The 17,837-nt window shown below is 40.8% G+C and carries 17 protein-coding genes, 1 tRNA gene, 2 pseudogenes and 1 other annotated feature; of the genes and pseudogenes, 19 read left to right on the top strand and 1 reads right to left on the bottom strand.

Annotated features, from left to right (window positions below; genetic code table 11):
* Window positions 1-186 precede the first annotated feature (186 nt).
* The 12 genes and pseudogenes from N9I19_RS02375 to N9I19_RS02320 all read left to right on the top strand — a co-directional run bounded on the left by N9I19_RS02375 (window position 187) and on the right by N9I19_RS02320 (window position 9,064).
* Window positions 187-1,269: a GerAB/ArcD/ProY family transporter gene (locus N9I19_RS02375; protein ID WP_289337244.1), complete on the top strand. Its 1,083-nt coding sequence runs from the start codon at window positions 187-189 to the stop codon at window positions 1,267-1,269.
* Complete coding sequence (locus tag N9I19_RS02370; protein WP_317776886.1) at window positions 1,266-2,741, top strand: spore germination protein; 1,476 nt, start codon at window positions 1,266-1,268, stop codon at window positions 2,739-2,741. The genes N9I19_RS02375 and N9I19_RS02370 overlap by 4 nt, the downstream gene beginning before the upstream one ends.
* Window positions 2,738-3,859 carry a Ger(x)C family spore germination protein gene (locus tag N9I19_RS02365; protein ID WP_317776885.1) on the top strand — a complete coding sequence of 374 codons (1,122 nt, stop codon included), beginning with the start codon at window positions 2,738-2,740 and terminating at the stop codon, window positions 3,857-3,859. The genes N9I19_RS02370 and N9I19_RS02365 overlap by 4 nt, the downstream gene beginning before the upstream one ends.
* 215 nt (window positions 3,860-4,074) lie before the next feature.
* Window positions 4,075-4,686 (top strand): XTP/dITP diphosphatase, encoded by a 612-nt coding sequence (locus N9I19_RS02360; RefSeq protein ID WP_317776884.1) that lies wholly within the window; start codon window positions 4,075-4,077, stop codon window positions 4,684-4,686.
* Between the two features lie 2 nt (window positions 4,687-4,688).
* Window positions 4,689-5,201: a metallophosphoesterase gene (locus tag N9I19_RS02355; protein ID WP_317776883.1), complete on the top strand. Its 513-nt coding sequence runs from the start codon at window positions 4,689-4,691 to the stop codon at window positions 5,199-5,201.
* Window positions 5,202-5,374: 173 nt separating this feature from the next.
* Window positions 5,375-5,448, top strand: a tRNA-Arg gene (locus N9I19_RS02350).
* Window positions 5,449-5,672: 224 nt separating this feature from the next.
* A complete protein-coding gene (locus tag N9I19_RS02345; protein ID WP_061464291.1) occupies window positions 5,673-5,873 on the top strand; it encodes a hypothetical protein in 201 nt (66 codons plus the stop codon).
* A gap of 870 nt (window positions 5,874-6,743) precedes the next feature.
* Window positions 6,744-7,499, top strand: coding sequence for a DUF2087 domain-containing protein (locus tag N9I19_RS02340; protein WP_317776882.1), 756 nt, complete (start codon window positions 6,744-6,746; stop codon window positions 7,497-7,499).
* Between the two features lie 18 nt (window positions 7,500-7,517).
* On the top strand, window positions 7,518-7,874 hold the full coding sequence (locus tag N9I19_RS02335; protein ID WP_089361688.1) for a GIY-YIG nuclease family protein: 357 nt from the start codon (window positions 7,518-7,520) through the stop codon (window positions 7,872-7,874).
* A gap of 120 nt (window positions 7,875-7,994) precedes the next feature.
* Window positions 7,995-8,242, top strand: a pseudogene (locus N9I19_RS02330) (2TM domain-containing protein).
* A gap of 180 nt (window positions 8,243-8,422) precedes the next feature.
* Window positions 8,423-8,596: a hypothetical protein gene (locus N9I19_RS02325; protein ID WP_167555994.1), complete on the top strand. Its 174-nt coding sequence runs from the start codon at window positions 8,423-8,425 to the stop codon at window positions 8,594-8,596.
* Between the two features lie 108 nt (window positions 8,597-8,704).
* A complete protein-coding gene (locus tag N9I19_RS02320) occupies window positions 8,705-9,064 on the top strand; it encodes a YidH family protein (RefSeq protein WP_061464288.1) in 360 nt (119 codons plus the stop codon).
* 137 nt (window positions 9,065-9,201) lie between these two features.
* Here N9I19_RS02320 and N9I19_RS02315 read toward each other — a convergent pair.
* Window positions 9,202-9,579: pseudogene (locus tag N9I19_RS02315) on the bottom strand (transposase); the annotation flags it as partial.
* Window positions 9,580-10,253: 674 nt separating this feature from the next.
* On the opposite strand from N9I19_RS02315, the gene N9I19_RS02310 reads away from it, so the two are divergent.
* The 7 genes from N9I19_RS02310 to leuB all read left to right on the top strand — a co-directional run bounded on the left by N9I19_RS02310 (window position 10,254) and on the right by leuB (window position 17,825).
* Window positions 10,254-10,529 carry a GNAT family N-acetyltransferase gene (locus N9I19_RS02310; protein ID WP_089361687.1) on the top strand — a complete coding sequence of 92 codons (276 nt, stop codon included), beginning with the start codon at window positions 10,254-10,256 and terminating at the stop codon, window positions 10,527-10,529.
* A gap of 156 nt (window positions 10,530-10,685) precedes the next feature.
* Window positions 10,686-10,880, top strand: a complete 195-nt coding sequence (locus tag N9I19_RS02305; RefSeq protein WP_317776881.1) for a M15 family metallopeptidase domain-containing protein — start codon at window positions 10,686-10,688, stop codon at window positions 10,878-10,880.
* Between the two features lie 616 nt (window positions 10,881-11,496).
* Window positions 11,497-11,755: a binding site (T-box leader), on the top strand.
* Between the two features lie 115 nt (window positions 11,756-11,870).
* A complete protein-coding gene (gene ilvB / locus N9I19_RS02300; RefSeq protein WP_317776880.1) occupies window positions 11,871-13,586 on the top strand; it encodes an acetolactate synthase large subunit in 1,716 nt (571 codons plus the stop codon).
* Between the two features lie 3 nt (window positions 13,587-13,589).
* Complete coding sequence (gene ilvN, locus N9I19_RS02295; RefSeq protein ID WP_061464284.1) at window positions 13,590-14,102, top strand: acetolactate synthase small subunit; 513 nt, start codon at window positions 13,590-13,592, stop codon at window positions 14,100-14,102.
* A 44-nt stretch (window positions 14,103-14,146) separates the two neighbouring features.
* The gene (gene ilvC, locus N9I19_RS02290) at window positions 14,147-15,175 is read left to right on the top strand and encodes a ketol-acid reductoisomerase (RefSeq protein WP_061464283.1); all 1,029 of its coding nucleotides are present in this window, start codon (window positions 14,147-14,149) and stop codon (window positions 15,173-15,175) included.
* On the top strand, window positions 15,162-16,697 hold the full coding sequence (locus N9I19_RS02285; RefSeq protein WP_089361685.1) for a 2-isopropylmalate synthase: 1,536 nt from the start codon (window positions 15,162-15,164) through the stop codon (window positions 16,695-16,697). Before ilvC ends, N9I19_RS02285 begins: the two co-directional genes overlap by 14 nt.
* Before the next feature lie 15 nt (window positions 16,698-16,712).
* A complete protein-coding gene (gene leuB, locus N9I19_RS02280; RefSeq protein WP_317776879.1) occupies window positions 16,713-17,825 on the top strand; it encodes a 3-isopropylmalate dehydrogenase in 1,113 nt (370 codons plus the stop codon).
* The last annotated feature ends 12 nt before the right edge of the window (window positions 17,826-17,837 follow it).

Here is a 17,837-nt window from a genome sequence, read left to right as displayed (position 1 = left end):
TAAAACAATGAGGCAGCTTGCAGCTGCCTCTTATTTTTTTGCCTCCGCCATTGAATGACCACGCTGTTAGAGAGTGAAAACTAATACCCCTGCCAGGCAATTTCTCGTATCGTGAGAAAGTTTTTACATAAATAAATTTTAAAAAGGGGAAATTACTTTTAATGATGCAATCAATGGGGGGATAGTATGGATCAAAAGGTCATTCAGGCTGTACACATCTATGTTTTAATCATCATGAATACAGGATTCATGGTACATGTCCTGATCCTTCCCAATATCTTAACCGCATCTCAACGCGATGCATGGATAAGTGTCATAATAAGTATTGTTCCTTGTATCGTTTGGACCCTATTTATTTTTTATATTTATAAAAAACTAGATAAAGAAGATATAATCTCTTTTCTGAAAAAATGGTCTACACCTTTTGTTACATATATTTTCACGATAGCATTTGGTTTGTACTTTATAATTAACGCCTTCATTACCGTCAAATTTACAGTGATTTGGGCAAAAGCTAATTATACCCATGACATACCAAACATCGTAGTTGTTAGCCTATTCACTTTTATTTGTATTTTTGCAAGTTATAAAGGAATACGCACCATAAGTACTTTGGCTCTCCTATTTCTTCCGGTCGTCACTATTTTGGGGATATTTGTAGGGCTGGGGAACACGAGTAATAAGAATTACGAATTATTGTTCCCGATATTTGAAAGCGGGTATCGCAATACTCTAAATGGTATTTTGTATACGAGTGCAGGATATTTAGAAATTATCGTTTTTTTATTTTTGACTCCTTACCTGAAAGATAAGCTAAAAGCCAAGTGGCTTTTATTAGTTGGTGTAATTTTAATCATGCTGACGTTAGGTCCCCTGATGGGAGCGATTGCAGAATTTGGTTCTGTGGAAGCGGTGAAAATGAGGAATCCAGCTTATGAACAGTGGAAGTTGTTAAGGTTTGGCTATTATATTACTCGACTCGATTTCCTGTCCATTTTCCAATGGCTTTCAGGTGCCATGATTCGAATAAGTTTATGTTTATTTATAGGATATAAATTAATCTCAAATTCAAAACATCAGAAGTGGATACTGCTTTCACTATATTTGTTAATTGTTATTGGAACGCTAATCCATTGGGATGCCACTTCATTTTTTTATTTTATATACAAATATTTCTTTCCAATCAGCAGTCTGTTTATTTTAAGTGCTGCAATTATACTGTTATTTATTATTTTTAAAAAGGGAAAAGGAAAAGGTGAAACATTATGAAGAAGGGAAATTTGAATGGTACTCCTTCTTGCATTGACCAAATCCGAAAATGGTTTGAACATTCTACCGATGTTGTTTTAAGAACAAAAACTTTTGATAATGAAGGTCGTTATTTGTTGGGATTTTTATATGCGCCAAACTTAGTGGATATGCCATTCATCAATGAAGTGATTCTGCCTACAATATCTAAAGCGGTTCAAGAAAATGGCGAATTAACAATTGATCAATTAAGCAATATCATGGAGATCAGTACGCTTAAAAAGGGCGCCGATTTAAAAGACGGAGTAGAAAGCATTCTTTTTTCAGGAGACCTGATCATTATTAATGAATCTTCCAACGAAATTTACCATACCCCATTAGCCAATTCCCCTAAGCGCAGTCCGGAAGAATCCAATATAGAATCTTCCATTCGGGGACCTAGGGATGGATTCGTTGAGAATATATCGGATAACATGTCTTTAATTCGCCAGAGGTTAAAAACGGCATCACTTAAATGTATAGAATATACAATCGGGAAAAGAAGTAAAACTAAAATATTGCTGCTATATATTGATGACATTATCAATCCCTCGATTCTTTTGGATATTAAAAAACGATTGGATTCATTAAAGGCTGATATCATAGTCAGCAGTTACCAAGTTGAAGAACTCTTATATGATAATCAATTTTCCATTTTCCCCTTAATGGAGTATATCGGTCGACCGGACTATGTAGTTGAATCCTTGAATCAAGGGCGCTTTGCCATCCTGGTAGACGGGAATCCCACAAGCTTGATCGGACCAACGAGTATTAATCAGTTACTTTATGCTGCCGATGACGCACATACAAGCTTTTTTTACATTAGTTTTATGCGCATCATTCGTGTAGTCTCATTATTTGTAACGGTTACGTTACCGGGATTTTTTATAGCGTTGGTTACCTATCAATTCGACCAAATTCCCTTTTCGCTTCTTGCGACGATTTCAATCACGAGACAGGGATTACCCATACCTGCTTCTTTGGAGGCATTCGTAATGATCATATTGTTTGAACTATTTAAGGAAGCCGGTCTTCGCCTGCCAAAAGCTGTTGGTCCGACGGTTTCCGTATTGGGTGGATTGATTATAGGTGATGCAGCGATTCGGGCAGGGCTGACTTCACCCTCCATGCTCGTAGTAATAGCTGTTACAGTTCTCTCAAGCTATACCCTAATCAATCAGAATATCGCTGGGAATATCGTTCTTATAAGGTTATTCATATTTGCATGTTCAGCATTTCTAGGCTTGTTTGGATTCTTCATGGGAATATTTCTTATCTTGATTGTTGTGGTTTCCTTGGAAAGTTTCGGACAGCCTTTTGTGAATCCATTTTCCAAACCAAATAAATCGGACATGTTAAAAGTCTTATTCAAGCTTCCGTATGGGATGTTAAGGCAGCGGAATCAAGCTCTACAATCCAGTGATAATGAATCGCAAAAGGAGTCGGACAAATGAGAAAGCTAATTGCAGTCATGGTAATTGGCTGTCAACTTTTATTGACGACAGGCTGCTGGGGAATGAAGGAAATTCAAGCTCAAACATATGGATCCGCTCTAGGGATCGATTATAAAGAGGGTGAATTCATCTTATACTTTCAAGCATTGAATTTTTCGGATATAGCAAAACAAGAGGGGGCCACAGCATTACAAGAAAAAACTGGTGTTCTCATTGGGAAAGGTAAAGGGGAAAGTATCGAAGAAGCATTTACTGAATTAGAACAAAATGCAGCATTGCCACTTTATATCGGGCATGTTAACTCCTTCATTTTAAGCGAGGATGTAATCAATAAGAAAATGAAGGATTTCATTGAATATGTAGGGAAAGAGCCCTTATTGCGATACAATTCATGGCTGTTTGTTACAAACGAGGATATTAAAAAGGTGTTTAACAGTGATAGTTTCTTTAATCTTCCTAACTTATTCACGATCATTCAAAGGCCAGAGACCGTTATTAATGAAAACTATTTCATTTCTCCGTTAAAATTCAGTGAACTGGTTTCGAAATTTTATCAACCGGTTGGTTCCATTTTAATTCCCTCTTTAGTAATAAATGAGCGTCATTACACAGACAGGGGGAAAGAAAAAAAGATACCAACGTTGAATGGCGGCTATGTTTTATCAAAACAACAGTATAAAGGGTTCGTAAGTAAACAAGATTTGATAGGATTAAAATGGGTTGAAAATAAGGCGACAGTGATATTCTTTTCGCTGAACGAACAAAAGGTAAGTGTTGAAATAATGGAACCCAAAACAAACATCAAAGTATTGGAACAACAAAAGGAACCCTTATATGATTTAGAAGTTAAAGCAAATGGAATATTGAAACAGAATATAGACAACTTGGATATGGGAAAAATCGAAAAAAAGGTGGAAACAAAAGTAAAACAAGATATTTTAAAGACATTGGGGGCGGGGGAAAAAATCAATACAGACCTTTTTAACATAAGTGAAAAGGCATACAGATACCATGTTAATAAGTGGGATAATGAAATTATTAATTCCTTTGATAAGACTTCAATAAATAACATAAAAGTTAATATCCATATTGAACATAGTGAAAATTACAAACGTTAGTTAATAAGTTTCAGGTTATTGCAGATGAGGGAGTTGTGTTAGACTTAACTTATCAGGAAAATTCAGCGGCTGTTGTTGATCATGATAGGCAGCGCTGAATCCGTCCGTTGGCACTGGAGAAGAATCGGCTTTTACATATGACGAATGACAGCAAATTCTTTCTCAGCCCCAAAAGAGCTCCCGTGCCGATAAAATGAAAAAGGGTGAAATGAAAAATGAAGACAGTAATCATTGCAACGAAAAATAAAGGGAAAGCAAAGGAATTTGAAAGCTTGTTCTCTGCTAAAGGGTATGAAGTCAAAACGCTTCTCGATGTACTGGATGCACCGGATGTGGAGGAAACAGGTACAACTTTTGAAGAAAATGCGATCCTGAAGGCAGAGACCATTGCCCATCAGCTAGGCCACTTTGTCATTGCTGATGACTCCGGATTGATTGTAGATGCATTGGAGGGCCGTCCAGGCGTTTATTCTGCCCGCTATGCTGGAGAGGCCAAGAGTGATGAAGCAAACACGGAAAAAGTCCTCCGCGAACTGGAAGGCGTGCCAAAAGAGGCTAGGACGGCAAGATTTTATTGCGCCTTGGCACTAGCGTCACCCAACCAGGAAACGATTACGGTATCGGGAACGATGGAAGGCTTGATCACGGAACAGCCCTCAGGAACGAATGGATTTGGTTATGATCCCATCTTTTTTGTAGAGGAACAGGGTAAAACAAACGCTGAATTGACAAAAGAGGAAAAAAACCAAATCAGCCACCGTGCCAACGCATTGAGGGCTCTAGATGAAAAACTTGATCTATTTCTAAAAAGGGAAGAAGGAATGTGACGATGAAAGTGCTAATAATGAGTGACAGTCATGGCTTAACTCATGAAATCAGCATGATTGCCGACCGTCATAAACAAGAGGTCGCCGCCATGATCCATTGCGGTGATTCAGAGTTGGAAAAAAATGACCCTCACATGTCGGAGTTTTTGGCCGTTGGCGGGAATTGCGACTATGATTCGGCATATCCGGATGATATTGTGGAGAATATCTCAGGCAAGCGTTTCTTCGTTACGCATGGACACCTCTATAACATAAATATGACCTTGATGAATTTAGCGTATAAAAGTGAAGAGGCTGAAGCAGATATTATTTGTTTTGGTCATTCCCACGCTGCAGGTTCCGAATTGATTGACGGCAAGCTCTTCATCAACCCGGGAAGCATACGCCAGCCGCGGGGACGAAAAGAGAAGACCTATGCCATTTTGGAGATTGGAAATGACCAACTTGAAATCATCTATTATGACCTTGAAGGAAAAATCGTTGAGGATCTAAGAAATGCTTATCAAATGGAATGACTTCATGTATAATGAACAGGAAGCGTTTTTCCCCGCTTCCTGGTTCTTAAAAAAAGAAAAAAACTTTTTTTGAAAAACCGTTGACTTCCTTTTGATATCCTACTATAATAAGAAGTGTCCTAAGGGAACAGTTAAGGTAATACATAAGTTTTACCGCAACTTATATCATAAACGTCTCAGTAGCTCAGCTGGATAGAGCAACGCCCTTCTAAGGCGTCGGTCGGGAGTTCGAATCTCTCCTGGGACACTAACAGAAAAAAGTCAAAACCTTTTAAGGTTTTGGCTTTTTTACTTTTTCTGAGCTGTTTTAAGTTAACGAGGGAATATGAAATGAACGTAGAAAGAATGCATTTTCTTTTGCATCCATTGAATTAATATTGGTTGTATGCAGAAAAGAAGTTTTTTATTTCGTATTTATCGCAGGTGGATGATCTTTTATGTCGAACTTGTTATGAATAAGGAGATGTTTAAATGAATAAAGATAGATTATTCAAGTTCATTCAAACTTCCACTCGGGGCAATTTCTTTTCAGTCGAAATATCCGAAGATGGAACTAAGGTAGTCCAATTAGCCAAGGAGCTAGAAAAAGAGGGAAGAATCAAGTTGAGGGAATGCTCGCGAAAAGAACAAGGTGTTTATCTGGAAGGGATACTTAAGTTTGTGCCAAGCTAATACTTAATAAGCTTTAACAAAGGACTTATACTACGAATTTCATATGCCCCATAGAAAAAAGGATCCAATCATGGATGCTTCAAACTGCAGACAAACTCGATGAAAATTGAGTTTGTCTGCAGTTTTTTTTGGGTTTGTACAATTTGAACGTTACCTCAAGGCACTCGCTTTCCGCGGGCGGTCCGCCCTTGGCGCCTTTGTGCCTGCGGGGTCTCCCCTGAGCGCGCTTTTCTAAGCAGAAGTCTCGCACACCCGTTCCAAAGAAGGCCCCTTGTGTCTACAAACTGAAGCATGATGCTTTTTTTTATATTTATCAAGTTCTATTTAAGGTTTGGAGCTTTTATCATCTTCTTCACTTAGTTGATTTGTACTTGATTGGGTTTGTAAAAGTATTTCATAATCGTATAACGTAATTCTGGCAGTGATGCCTTGAATTGTTCCGATAAATGATGAAATGCCAAATGGTTATGGTTTGGTTTGAAGAAACAATCTGTTCGTGTTCATCTTTCAATGATATATCCTCCTCTAAAAGCTTTATCGCTCTTATACAGCATATTATTTAGATAAGATAGATGAAGGCTATATTTCGACATTTACGCTCCATTATTAAATGCATTATAGCGGAATAGTACCAGGGGGATCATTAACTTGATTGAATGGTGAAAGGTCCATCTCCCGGCTCCCTGAAGATTTGTTCACTATCCCTGCCACCCTCGTTTTATGAATCCCTTCCGACTTTCAAGAATGCTGGTATAATCCGTATATCCTTTGGTGCAATTATAAAAAAATCCGTAAAAACATTGACATAGTTCAAACAAATTAATATTATGTTTAGTATATTATAAACTTTATGAGGAAGTGTTTGGTTTTATGAAGGACGCTGAAATGTTTTGGAGCGCATCCCAAGATGAGCTTAAACAAGGGTATATCGAAGAAGGGAGCCAGTATATTTGTTTACTGTGCGGACATGCAATTGAAAAGGGAATAGTATATCCGGAAGATGGGGTTCTTTATGAAGCTGAGAGGTATATGCGGATTCATATTGAGCGTGCACATCGTTCCGTTTTTGAATACTTGATTGATCTGGATAAAAAACTTACAGGTCTTACGGACCACCAAAATCGCCTTCTTCGCCTTTTTTACCAGGGGAAGAATGATGCTGAGGTTCAGGAGGAAATGGGGATTGGAAGTTCTTCCACAATTCGTAACCATCGCTTTGTGTTGAAAGAGAAAGAGCGGCAGGCTAAGTTGTTTTTAGCCATGATGGAACTTTTGAAAGATAAAGATGAATATGCGCCGGCGTTCATCCCCCTTCATCAAAAAGCAAGGATGGTCGATGATCGTTATAACGTTACCGAGGATGAAAAGATTACTGTGCTGAAAAAGTATTTCCCTAAAGGCAGTCAGGGTGGATTAAAGTCTTTCCCGCCAAAAGAAAAACAAAGGCTAATCATTCTCCTGGAAATTACGAAGCGTTTTGAAAATGAGCGAAAATACGAAGAAAAAGAAATCAATCAAATATTGGGTGCCGTTTATCATGATCATGTTCTATTGAGAAGATATTTAATAGAATATGGATTTTTGGATAGGAAGCCTGATGGAGGCCAGTATTGGCTGAAAAAATGATGACTGGAGGCAAGGAAGATGGATCGTAAAAAAGAATTGAAGCAATTATATAAAGAAACGAAAGTTGAAGCGGGTGTATACCAAATAAGAAATACGGTAAATAATAAAATCTTTATCGGGAGCACCAGAAATTTAAAGACGTTGAAGGGTAAACAATTTGAATTGGAAATGGGAACGAACACCAATAAAGTGCTGCAAGGTGAATGGAATCAATATGGGAAAGAAGCTTTTTCTTTTGAGATACTGGAGGTATTGAAGCCGAAAGAAACAGGATTTTTCGATGCAAAACGCGAATTGAAAAAACTTGAAGAAGTGTGGATGGAAAAAATACAGCCATATGAGGAACGGGGATACAATAAAGTGAAATCCAACTGACTTATCTCTCCGAATTCCTGGTTCTCGATTTAGCGTTAACACATCTCGTCTCATAATTTAAATTAGATGAATTACGTATTATAGCTGATGGTAATATTTAGTGTTTACGATTAGGTGGTGCTGGAGAATGGAGATGGATATTTAAGAGCAAAAAAAAGGGTGGAAAACCTTAAGGCATTTTGGATTCATTTAACGGTGTCACCTATTGTCGGATCCTGGTTATTGGTGGTTCCTTTATCCATTTGGAGGGTGGAGGATTGGAGTTCTGGTGCATGGAATAGCAATCTTTGCACATGGGAGCTTTACGTCTTTAGTGGGAAGATAGAAAGATAAAAGAATACATGGAAAAGGATAAAAAGGACAGCTGAAAATGGGATATTCAAAATAGGGAGTCATTATGGCTCTTTTTTTCGTGGGAAGATAATTATGATATCTCACTTGTTGTTGGTTTTTAAATGGTTTAAGCTATTAGTGAGGGGTCCTGTTTGTAAAACTTAGGGGGAACCCTTGAAGGACCTTCTCTAAATACATCATTTTAGGAGTTGCGAATGAAAAAAATAGGATGGACCATAACGGGGATAGGGACAATCATTGCACTGGGTGCCTTGCTTTATCCTTTGGATGTTATTGATAAAACACAATGTATATATTTATTGCTTGGCGGCGCAGGCCTAATGTTTGTCGGGTCTATGTTCAGGGCCATGTCGTTCCTTAAGAGATGACTGATAATGAGAGGCCCGAGTCCTGAAGGCGGCGGATTAAGATGTGTTACGAGTCTTTCACATCAGTTAAAGAATCGAATCAAAAATGTTCATTTAAGGTGATGAAACATGGAGAAAAATCAATTGAAATATGCTCAGCAGCATCTGGCTAATGAACGCACCTTTTTGGCGTGGATAAGAACGGTGATTGCGATAGTGGGGGTTGGCTTTCTCACGACGAGCCTGCATTTTACGATTGGTGTGCATCGGGATGCCCGAATAGACTTGATCAGTATCATACTGGGGATGTTTGCATGTGCATTGGGCCTTGTGATTACGGTGCTGGCGACGTTCGGTTATCTGCAGAAGAAGCGGCAAATCAATGAAGGGACGTTTCGGCCCTCGAGTGCGCACGTAATTCTCATCGCTGTTTTTATGGTCATATTGTTATCGATCATTATTTTATATTTTCTGTCCATAAAAGTATAACGCTCTGCCCTATCCTATATAGGGCAGTCAGTTTGTCGACAAAAGGGGTTCGGAATGTATTAATTCCGAACCCCTTTTGATATTTTCTTGGAATTTTTCTCAAGATTAAGAGCTTAGGTCTCTACGAGCCCACTATGTTAGGCCATTTTTGGACCTTGCCATGTCCAATTGGCCATCTTCTTTACATTCATGGCAGCGAAAGTAAGCATCGCCTGCATCGACAATTTTTTAAGTCCCCTTAAAGTAGTCCAACGCATACCATGCTTTTCTTTTGCATCTGCGAATACACGCTCAATCGTTTCCTTGCGTTTCGCATAGATAGGTTTTACATCTTGATGATGACGCAGGTGATCTGCTTCTTCCATATTTTCTTGCCAGATATGGCGCGTCACCACTTTTTGATGGTCTTTGCTTTCTGTACACTGTGATAAAAATGAACATGTCTTACAAATGTGTTTGGGAGATTTGTACTCACGATATCCCTCTTTATTTGTTGTTGAGTACTTTAAAATTTTAAAACAAAAAAGACTGCAGGCAAAAGGGTTATATCTAATTGTTAAAACAAAGTTGATTGGAGCGGGTGTGCGAGACTCCTGCGGGAAAAGCGCGTCCAAGGGAGACCCCACAGGCGCAAAGGCGCCGAGGGCGGACCGCCCGCGGAAAGCGAGTGCCCTACGTTCTAATCAACGTTCGAATTTTTAAAACCCTCAAAAAAAACTGTAGACAAACTCGATTTTCATCGAGTTTGTCTATAGTTTGTCTGCCCTATCCTATATAGGGCAGTTTTTTAGTTTCTGCTATTTACTTATTCTAACACCATCATGGAAAGATTCCTTCCATTTATTAGTTGCAATAAAAAAACAGAAGCTTGAAAAACTTTGAATTACATTATGGTTGTGCAAGAGTAAGAAAAACCTTGTTAAAAGATTTCATGCAGTACGAACACCTCAGTTTCAGTGAATTCTAGGCTTTACGGGAAATATATCTTCGGAAAATCGTCTCGGAGTTAGCTGGAAAATCAATCATGATTTCCAAGTCATGTCATTTACCTACCTTGGATCATTTTTTATCATCCCTCTTTTATTTGTAAGTAAACTTCACATAGCAATAATTTGAGTAAGCTTTAAATATTTGGTTAATTTCCATTTTGTGAGATATGATAAAAAGGAATTAAAAGGAGGTCATCGAGATGGTGGATATCAAAAAAGGTGAAAGTTCTTTTTTTGTCGAAGAATCTGGCGAGAAACTGGCAGAAATCACATTTTTTAAATCAGGTGATGATGAAATCACAGTTGATCATACCGTAGTTTCTGACAAGCTTCGCGGGCAAAAGGTAGGAAATGCCCTTGTCGAAAAGGTAATAGGATTCGCCCGTGAGGAAAAACTTAGAATTGTTCCAGTATGTTCGTTCGTTCAAAAACAGTTTGAAAAAAATGCAGAATACGAGGATGTTTTGGCTAAATGAACCAGGGGGCTGGACACTTGGGTTGGATTATATCCTCCTGTGTTCAGCCCTTTTGCATGATGGGAAATCCAGCACCCCTTCCATTTCTTCTGGTCATATATTTAATGCGCCTTGCCGTCTGCGGCAAGGCGCATTAAATATAGGGGAGGTGCCAGAATGGCTATCAAATTACAAACCTTGTTGAATCGCGCAAAGGGGAACACGGGAAGCAAAATGGACCCGGTCGTGAACGAGTCGATACTTGAAGTGGTTAAATTAGCTTATGAAGCGGGGATATTTGTTCAAATCACGGCTGGTTACCGATGTTTCTTTATGAACGAGGCAGAACGAATAAATCAAAGCCGATCGTGACATATGCCAGAGCGGGCCAATCCTTGCATAACTATGGATTTGCTGTAGATTTTATCATTGTTAGTGATACGGCAAGCGGGCATTGTGGACAGAGGAAGAAAAGTGGACAAGAGTACCAGCCATAGCAAAATCCCTGGTATTTGTTTGGGGGGATTTTGAATCGTTCCGAGATTTTCCGCATCTTGGGATGTCGGGGGGTTTATCTACGAGAGATCTTCAAAAGGGATTTAGGCCAAGTATTTATCAAGAGTTGCGTTAACGCCCCTTTTCATAAAGGAGATTGACAGTTAGAAATGAAGCCGAAAGGAATAATGGGTGATTCCGCATATGAGTGGGTAATGGAAATACATGGATGCGTAATTGGAGTTTCTGATGAATAAGTTTTTTATAAATTTAAAATTCTAACTCTGAAATCTAACATTTTTAAAAATTAATAATTGAAATAACTTATTTATAGAATGTGGTAATGATAGGTATGTAAGCGTATACAACAAAACTCGCAATTTAGAATTATCAAAAAATTCTCAAAAACCTGTTGACTACTACATGAAATACACGTAAGATAATCACAAATACAAGACATCAAACATAAGCGTTTCGAAAAATATGAATAATGCGAAAAGCATTGAAGAGGATAAGTAGTCTTTTTAAAAGGCATTCACAGAGAGCCGGGTTGCTGAGAACCGGTATTGTCCCAAAAGATGAACTCACCTTGGAGTTTCAGCTTGAACGTCAGACTAGTAGGGCTGAACGGGTGCGTACCAGTACCCGTTACCAAAACAGAGAATAGTGTAGACTATTCAAAGTGCGCATGGAGTTTCATGCGAAAAAGGGTGGTACCGTGGAGTGGCTCATCAAGCCTTTTCACCCCTTTAACTTGCCGAGTGCAAGTACATTTGGGGTGAAAAGGCTTTTTTGTATGCCTTAAAAGCTGAAAATTCTGAATCTTAGGAAATTATTTTATGGGAAAGTGAAGGGGGTATTAACGAAATGACACAAAAATCAGTGGTAGCTGATCGGAACGGTGGAAAGACACATTATAGTGGTGCCGAATTTCTGCTGAATGCATTGAAAAAGGAAAATGTTGAAGTCATCTTTGGATATCCGGGTGGTTCCGTATTGCCGATTTATGACAAGCTTTACAGTTCAGAGCTTTTTCATATTTTGACAAGACACGAACAAGGTGCGATCCATGCAGCGGAAGGATACGCCAGGATAACCGGCAAGCCGGGGGTGGTCATAGTCACATCCGGACCAGGAGCGACGAACATTGTCACGGGTTTGGCTGATGCAATGATCGACTCATTGCCGCTTGTGGTTATTTCGGGTCAGGTCGCTACCAGCGTAATTGGTTCAGATGCATTCCAGGAAGCGGATGTACTGGGGATCACTACACCGATTACAAAACATAATTACCAGGTAAGAAAGCCGGAAGACCTCCCGCGCATTATAAAAGAAGCTTTTTATATCGCTTCAAGCGGCAGGCCTGGCCCAGTATTAATTGATATACCTAAAGATATGGCCATTTTAGAAGGTGCATACACGGATGAGGAGCCAGAAATGGATCTCCCTGGTTACCAGCCGACGACCAAGCCGAATTACTTACAGATCAGAAAGCTTGTTGAAGCCGTAAGTGGAGCGAAAAGACCGGTCATTCTTGCAGGGGCAGGCGTCCTGCATGCGAAGGCATCTCACCTATTAAAGGACTATGTCGAGCAGCAAGGCATTCCCGTCGTCCACACTTTATTGGGTCTTGGAGGTTTTCCGGCGGAACACCCCCTCTTTATCGGAATGGGTGGTATGCATGGCTGTTTTGCAGCAAACATGGCGTTATCGAAATGTGACCTATTAATCAATATCGGTGCCAGGTTCGATGATCGATTGACTGGAAATCTAGCGAAGTTCGCACAGCATGCAACGGTGGCCCATATCGATATTGATCCAGCGGAAATCGGTAAAAATGTACCGACGAAAATTCCAGTTGTCGGAAGTGCTAAGGAAGCACTGACGGAGTTAATCGCACAAAATGGCAAGAAGCCGGAAATTGAAAAATGGACCACACAGCTGACTGCATGGAATGAAGAGTTCCCATTGCGTTATACACATGAAGAAGGTGTGCTGAAACCACAGCGGGTCATCCAGATGCTTCATGAAAAAACGAAAGGGGAGGCCATTGTTACGACGGATGTTGGACAGCATCAAATGTGGGCAGCGCAATACTATCCGTTTAACAAACCGAATTCATGGGTCACTTCCGGTGGACTCGGAACGATGGGCTTTGGCTTACCTTCGGCTCTCGGAGCACAACTGGCGAATCCGAAAGCGACGGTGCTTTCCATATCGGGAGATGGCGGTTTCCAGATGTGCCTGCAAGAACTATCGGTCATTGCCGAAATGAATCTGCCGATCAAAATCATCATTGTCAATAACGGGGCACTCGGGATGGTAAGGCAGTGGCAGGAACTCTTTCATGATAACCGTTTCTCACACAGTATTTTTCAATCGCATCCGGACTTTGTGAAATTAGCCGATGCTTATGGAATTCCGGGTTACAAGGTGACGACGGAGGAAGAAGCCAGCAACTGCCTGGATGTAGCGTTAGCGACAGATGGTCCGGTATTAATCGATTTCCGTGTAAAGCAAAAAGAAAATGTCTTTCCGATGGTAGCACAAGGAAAAGGGCTTGATGAAATGGAAGGAGTTTAATCAATGAAAGGAATTCTAAGCCTCACCGTGAACAACCGGCCAGGCGTCCTGAATCGGATTACGAATCTGTTCACGAAAAGAAATTATAACATTGAAAGCATGGCTGTCGGCCCATCCGAGCAGGAAGGCATTTCAAGGATGACCTTCGTGGTCGATGTTGATGACGAAACAGTCGTTGAACAGATCACCAAGCAATTGAACAAGCAGATCGAAGTATTGAAAGTATATGATATTACGAATCAATCCATTGTGGCGAGGGAACTTGCACTCATCAAAATATTGGTGACAACACATACCCGAGCTGAGATTTATTCAGTCATCGAACCCTTCCGTGCATCAGTAATTGATGTCAGTAAAGATAGCGTGACCGTCCAAATCACAGGGGAATCGGATAAAATCGAAGCTTTCATTGAACTGATCAAGCCATATGGCATCAAGGAATTGGCAAGGACAGGGACAGCCGCCATCCCGCGTGGAATGCAAATAGCACACGCCAAGAGCGCAACAATTGTATAAAAAAACAAAAACAATAATGAAAAGAAAAGGGAGATGTAATTATTATGGCAAAAGTATATTATAACGCAGAAGCAAACGAGAATTTTTTCAACAATAAAAAGGTAGCGGTCATCGGATATGGTTCACAAGGACACGCACACGCACAAAACCTACGTGACAGTGGTGTAGAAGTAATCATCGGAATCAGGAAAGGTAAATCCTTCGATAAAGCGGTGGAAGACGGGTTCAATGTTTACACAGTTAAAGAAGCTGCTGAACAGGCAGACGTAATCATGAACCTTTTACCTGATGAAACTCAGCCGAAAGTATACCAAGAAGAAATCAAACCGGTATTGCGCGCAGGTCAAGCGTTAATGTTCGCACACGGATTCAACGTCCATTTCAATCAAATCGTTCCTCCAGCAGATGTGGATGTATTATTAGTCGCTCCAAAAGGTCCGGGACATCTTGTTCGCCGTACATATGAACAAGGTGCAGGGGTGCCGGCATTGTTCGCCATCTATCAAAATGTTACGGGTGAAGCAAGAGAATTGGCACTTGCGTACGCTCGGGGAATCGGTTCTTTAAGAGCTGGCGGTTTGGAAACTACTTTCCAGGAAGAAACGGAAACGGATCTATTTGGAGAACAGGCCGTACTTTGCGGCGGATTGACTTCCCTTGTGAAAGCTGGTTTCGAAACCTTGACAGAAGCTGGATACCAGCCGGAAGTGGCATATTTCGAGTGTTTACATGAACTTAAATTAATCATCGACCTTATGTATGAGGGCGGAATGGAAAACATGCGCTATTCCATTTCTGACACAGCTCAATGGGGAGATTTCGTTTCTGGACCACGCGTTGTGACGGAAACTACGAAAGAGGCCATGAAAGCGATCTTGAAAGACATCCAAGACGGTGAGTTCGCTAAAGGATGGATCTTGGAAAACCAAGCGAACCGTCCAGTCTTCAATGCTATCAATAATCGTGAAAACCAACATCAAATCGAAGTGGTTGGCCGTGAATTAAGAAAAATGATGCCATTCGTAAAACCTCAACAAAAAGAGAAAGAAGTGGTAGCCGTTGCGAAAAATTAATATATTTGAAACTACGCTTCGAGATGGGGAGCAATCAGCCGGTGTGAATTTGAATTTTACCGAAAAGCTTGAAATTGCTTATCAGCTTGAAAGATTGGGTGTTGATATTATCGAAGCCGGTTTTCCGGCAGCATCCAAAGGGGATTTCAACTCCGTACAGGAAATCGCGCGCAAAATTAAAAACAGCTCTGTTACGGGGCTGGCGCGTGCTGTAAAAGGAGATATTGATGCAGCCTGGGATTCATTAAGGGACGGGGCGGAACCGAGATTGCATACGTTCATCGCCACTTCGCCCATTCATCGTGAATATAAGTTAAAAATGTCGAAGCAGCAAGTGATTGAAAAGTCGGTTGAAATGGTTAAGTACGGAGCAGCGCGTTTTCCGATCGTGCAATGGTCTGCAGAAGATGCAAGCCGTACGGAACTTGACTATTTGGCTGAAATCGTTGAAGCGGTCATTCAAGCTGGTGCTAAGGTCATTAATATCCCGGATACTGTAGGGTATGCAGCTCCAATCGAATACGGAAACATTTTCAGATACCTTCGTGAACATGTTCCTTCTATTGATAAGGTTAGCTTATCTGCACACTGCCATGACGATCTTGGAATGGCAACGGCCAATTCATTGGCTGCCATCGAAGGCGGGGCTACACAAGTCGAAGGCACAATCAACGGCATTGGTGAACGTGCTGGAAATGTGGCACTTGAAGAGGTGGCTATGGCACTCTACATCCGTAAAGATTTCTATCAAGCGGGAACGGGCCTTGTATTAAATGAAATTAAAAGGACCAGTGACCTGGTTAGCCGCCTTACGGGAATGCAAGTTCCTGCTAATAAAGCCATAATTGGCGCCAATGCTTATGCACATGAATCTGGCATTCATCAGGATGGCATGTTAAAAGAAAAAACGACATACGAAATCATATCACCTGAACTCGTCGGAGTTTCGTCCAATTCACTTGTTTTAGGGAAGCATTCAGGGCGGCATGCTTTTAAAGAAAGATTACAAGAGTTGAATTTTACGGTAACGGATGAGGAAATGAACTCATTATTCGTTCAATTCAAGGAATTGGCTGATAATAAAAAGACCATGACTGATGAAGATATCGTGGCACTGGTGCTTGAAGAGAAAGCGACGGATATCAGTTTCTATGACCTGATTTCTTTCCAGATTTCCCACGGTACACATCAAGTTGCCACAGCGACGGTTACACTGAAAAAAGGCGATAATGAAGAGATTCAGGAAGCGGCTACTGGGGCAGGGAGTGTTGAAGCCCTTTATAACACGCTTGAAAGATGTTTGGGCAGTGAAATCAACTTGCTGGACTATCGAATTCAATCGGTGGGTGGCGGTATGGATGCCCTTGCTCAGGTTTTTGTGAAAATTGATTATAACGGTGTGGAAACGAGCGGCCGCGGTCTTGATCAGGACGTCTTGGAGGCATCTGCCAAAGCGTATTTGAACGCTGTGAACCGTGTGATCATCATGAGGGAACTGGAAGAAAAAGCAGTATTACAATAGGAAGGGGAGATTTCGATGAAAAGGAATATTGCGGTGCTTCAAGGAGATGGCATCGGGAAAGAAGTAACAAGAGGCGCTGTAGAAATCCTCGAAGCCGTTGCCCAAAGATATGGACACGATTTTGAATTTCAATATGGTGAGATTGGAGGCGGGGCCATCGATAACACAGGCTCCCCCTTGCCGGATGAAACAGTGGAGATTTGTAAAAACAGCGATGCGGTATTATTGGGTGCCGTTGGAGGACCTAAGTGGGATGACCAGCCTGCACACCTAAGACCGGAACGTGGTTTGTTGAAAATCCGAAAAGATTTGAATCTTTATGCTAACATCCGTCCAATCAGCTACTATTCCAGCTTGTCGGAATCTTCTCCTCTTAAAAAGGAATTCATTGAAGATGTTGATTTCGTGATTGTCAGGGAACTAACTGGCGGCCTGTATTTCGGTAAGCCAAGTGAGCGCGTTGAAAGAGAAGGGAAAGAAGCGGTTGTCGATACCCTTTTCTATCAGAAAAGCGAAATGAAGCGCATCATTGAACTTGCTTTTGAATTAGCATCGGAACGCAAGAAAAAAGTAACATCCGTGGATAAAGCGAATGTTCTTGAATCCAGCAGGATGTGGCGTGAAACGGCTGAAGAAATCGCCAAGGACTATCCGGATGTAATCCTTGAACACATGCTTGTGGATAATGCAGCCATGCAACTGATTAAAAACCCGAAACAATTTGATATTATCGTGACGGAGAATATGTTCGGTGATATTTTAAGCGATGAAGCCTCTGTATTGACTGGCTCGCTTGGAATGCTTCCTTCCGCCTCCATATCAACGGAAGGGCCTAATTTATATGAACCGATTCATGGCTCTGCTCCTGATATTGCGGGCAAAAACTTAGCTAATCCAATTGGGACCATTTTATCAGCGGCGTCCATGCTGCGTTTGTCCTTTGGCTTGGAAGATGAGGCACTTGCCGTTGAGCAGGCAGTGGAAACGGTCCTTGATTATGGTTTGAGAACAGGCGATATCGCAAATGGCCAACCAATTATTACGTCTACTTCAGAGATGATTGCAGAAATAAAAGCCAATCTTTTAGACCAGGAAGCTATTTCCAATATCATGGGAGCTTACGCATAAACTTCTTTCACG

This window comes from Peribacillus sp. CSMR9 (genome assembly GCF_033141925.1).
GTDB classification, from domain to species: Bacteria; Bacillota; Bacilli; order Bacillales; family DSM-1321; genus Peribacillus; species Peribacillus simplex_A.
This window is presented reverse-complemented; position numbering and strand designations above follow the sequence as displayed.

Bases quoted from the DNA above. Each gene is read 5' to 3' on its own strand.
- N9I19_RS02375 (WP_289337244.1), top strand. From the start codon at position 187: ATGGATCAAAAGGTCATTCAGGCTGTACACATCTATGTTTTAATCATC.
- N9I19_RS02370 (WP_317776886.1), top strand. From the start codon at position 1,266: ATGAAGAAGGGAAATTTGAATGGTACTCCTTCTTGCATTGACCAAATC.
- N9I19_RS02365 (WP_317776885.1), top strand. From the start codon at position 2,738: ATGAGAAAGCTAATTGCAGTCATGGTAATTGGCTGTCAACTTTTATTG.
- N9I19_RS02360 (WP_317776884.1), top strand. From the start codon at position 4,075: ATGAAGACAGTAATCATTGCAACGAAAAATAAAGGGAAAGCAAAGGAA.
- N9I19_RS02355 (WP_317776883.1), top strand. From the start codon at position 4,689: ATGAAAGTGCTAATAATGAGTGACAGTCATGGCTTAACTCATGAAATC.
- N9I19_RS02345 (WP_061464291.1), top strand. From the start codon at position 5,673: ATGAATAAAGATAGATTATTCAAGTTCATTCAAACTTCCACTCGGGGC.
- N9I19_RS02340 (WP_317776882.1), top strand. From the start codon at position 6,744: ATGAAGGACGCTGAAATGTTTTGGAGCGCATCCCAAGATGAGCTTAAA.
- N9I19_RS02335 (WP_089361688.1), top strand. From the start codon at position 7,518: ATGGATCGTAAAAAAGAATTGAAGCAATTATATAAAGAAACGAAAGTT.
- N9I19_RS02325 (WP_167555994.1), top strand. From the start codon at position 8,423: ATGAAAAAAATAGGATGGACCATAACGGGGATAGGGACAATCATTGCA.
- N9I19_RS02320 (WP_061464288.1), top strand. From the start codon at position 8,705: ATGGAGAAAAATCAATTGAAATATGCTCAGCAGCATCTGGCTAATGAA.
- N9I19_RS02310 (WP_089361687.1), top strand. From the start codon at position 10,254: ATGGTGGATATCAAAAAAGGTGAAAGTTCTTTTTTTGTCGAAGAATCT.
- N9I19_RS02305 (WP_317776881.1), top strand. From the start codon at position 10,686: ATGGCTATCAAATTACAAACCTTGTTGAATCGCGCAAAGGGGAACACG.
- ilvB (WP_317776880.1), top strand. From the start codon at position 11,871: ATGACACAAAAATCAGTGGTAGCTGATCGGAACGGTGGAAAGACACAT.
- ilvN (WP_061464284.1), top strand. From the start codon at position 13,590: ATGAAAGGAATTCTAAGCCTCACCGTGAACAACCGGCCAGGCGTCCTG.
- ilvC (WP_061464283.1), top strand. From the start codon at position 14,147: ATGGCAAAAGTATATTATAACGCAGAAGCAAACGAGAATTTTTTCAAC.
- leuB (WP_317776879.1), top strand. From the start codon at position 16,713: ATGAAAAGGAATATTGCGGTGCTTCAAGGAGATGGCATCGGGAAAGAA.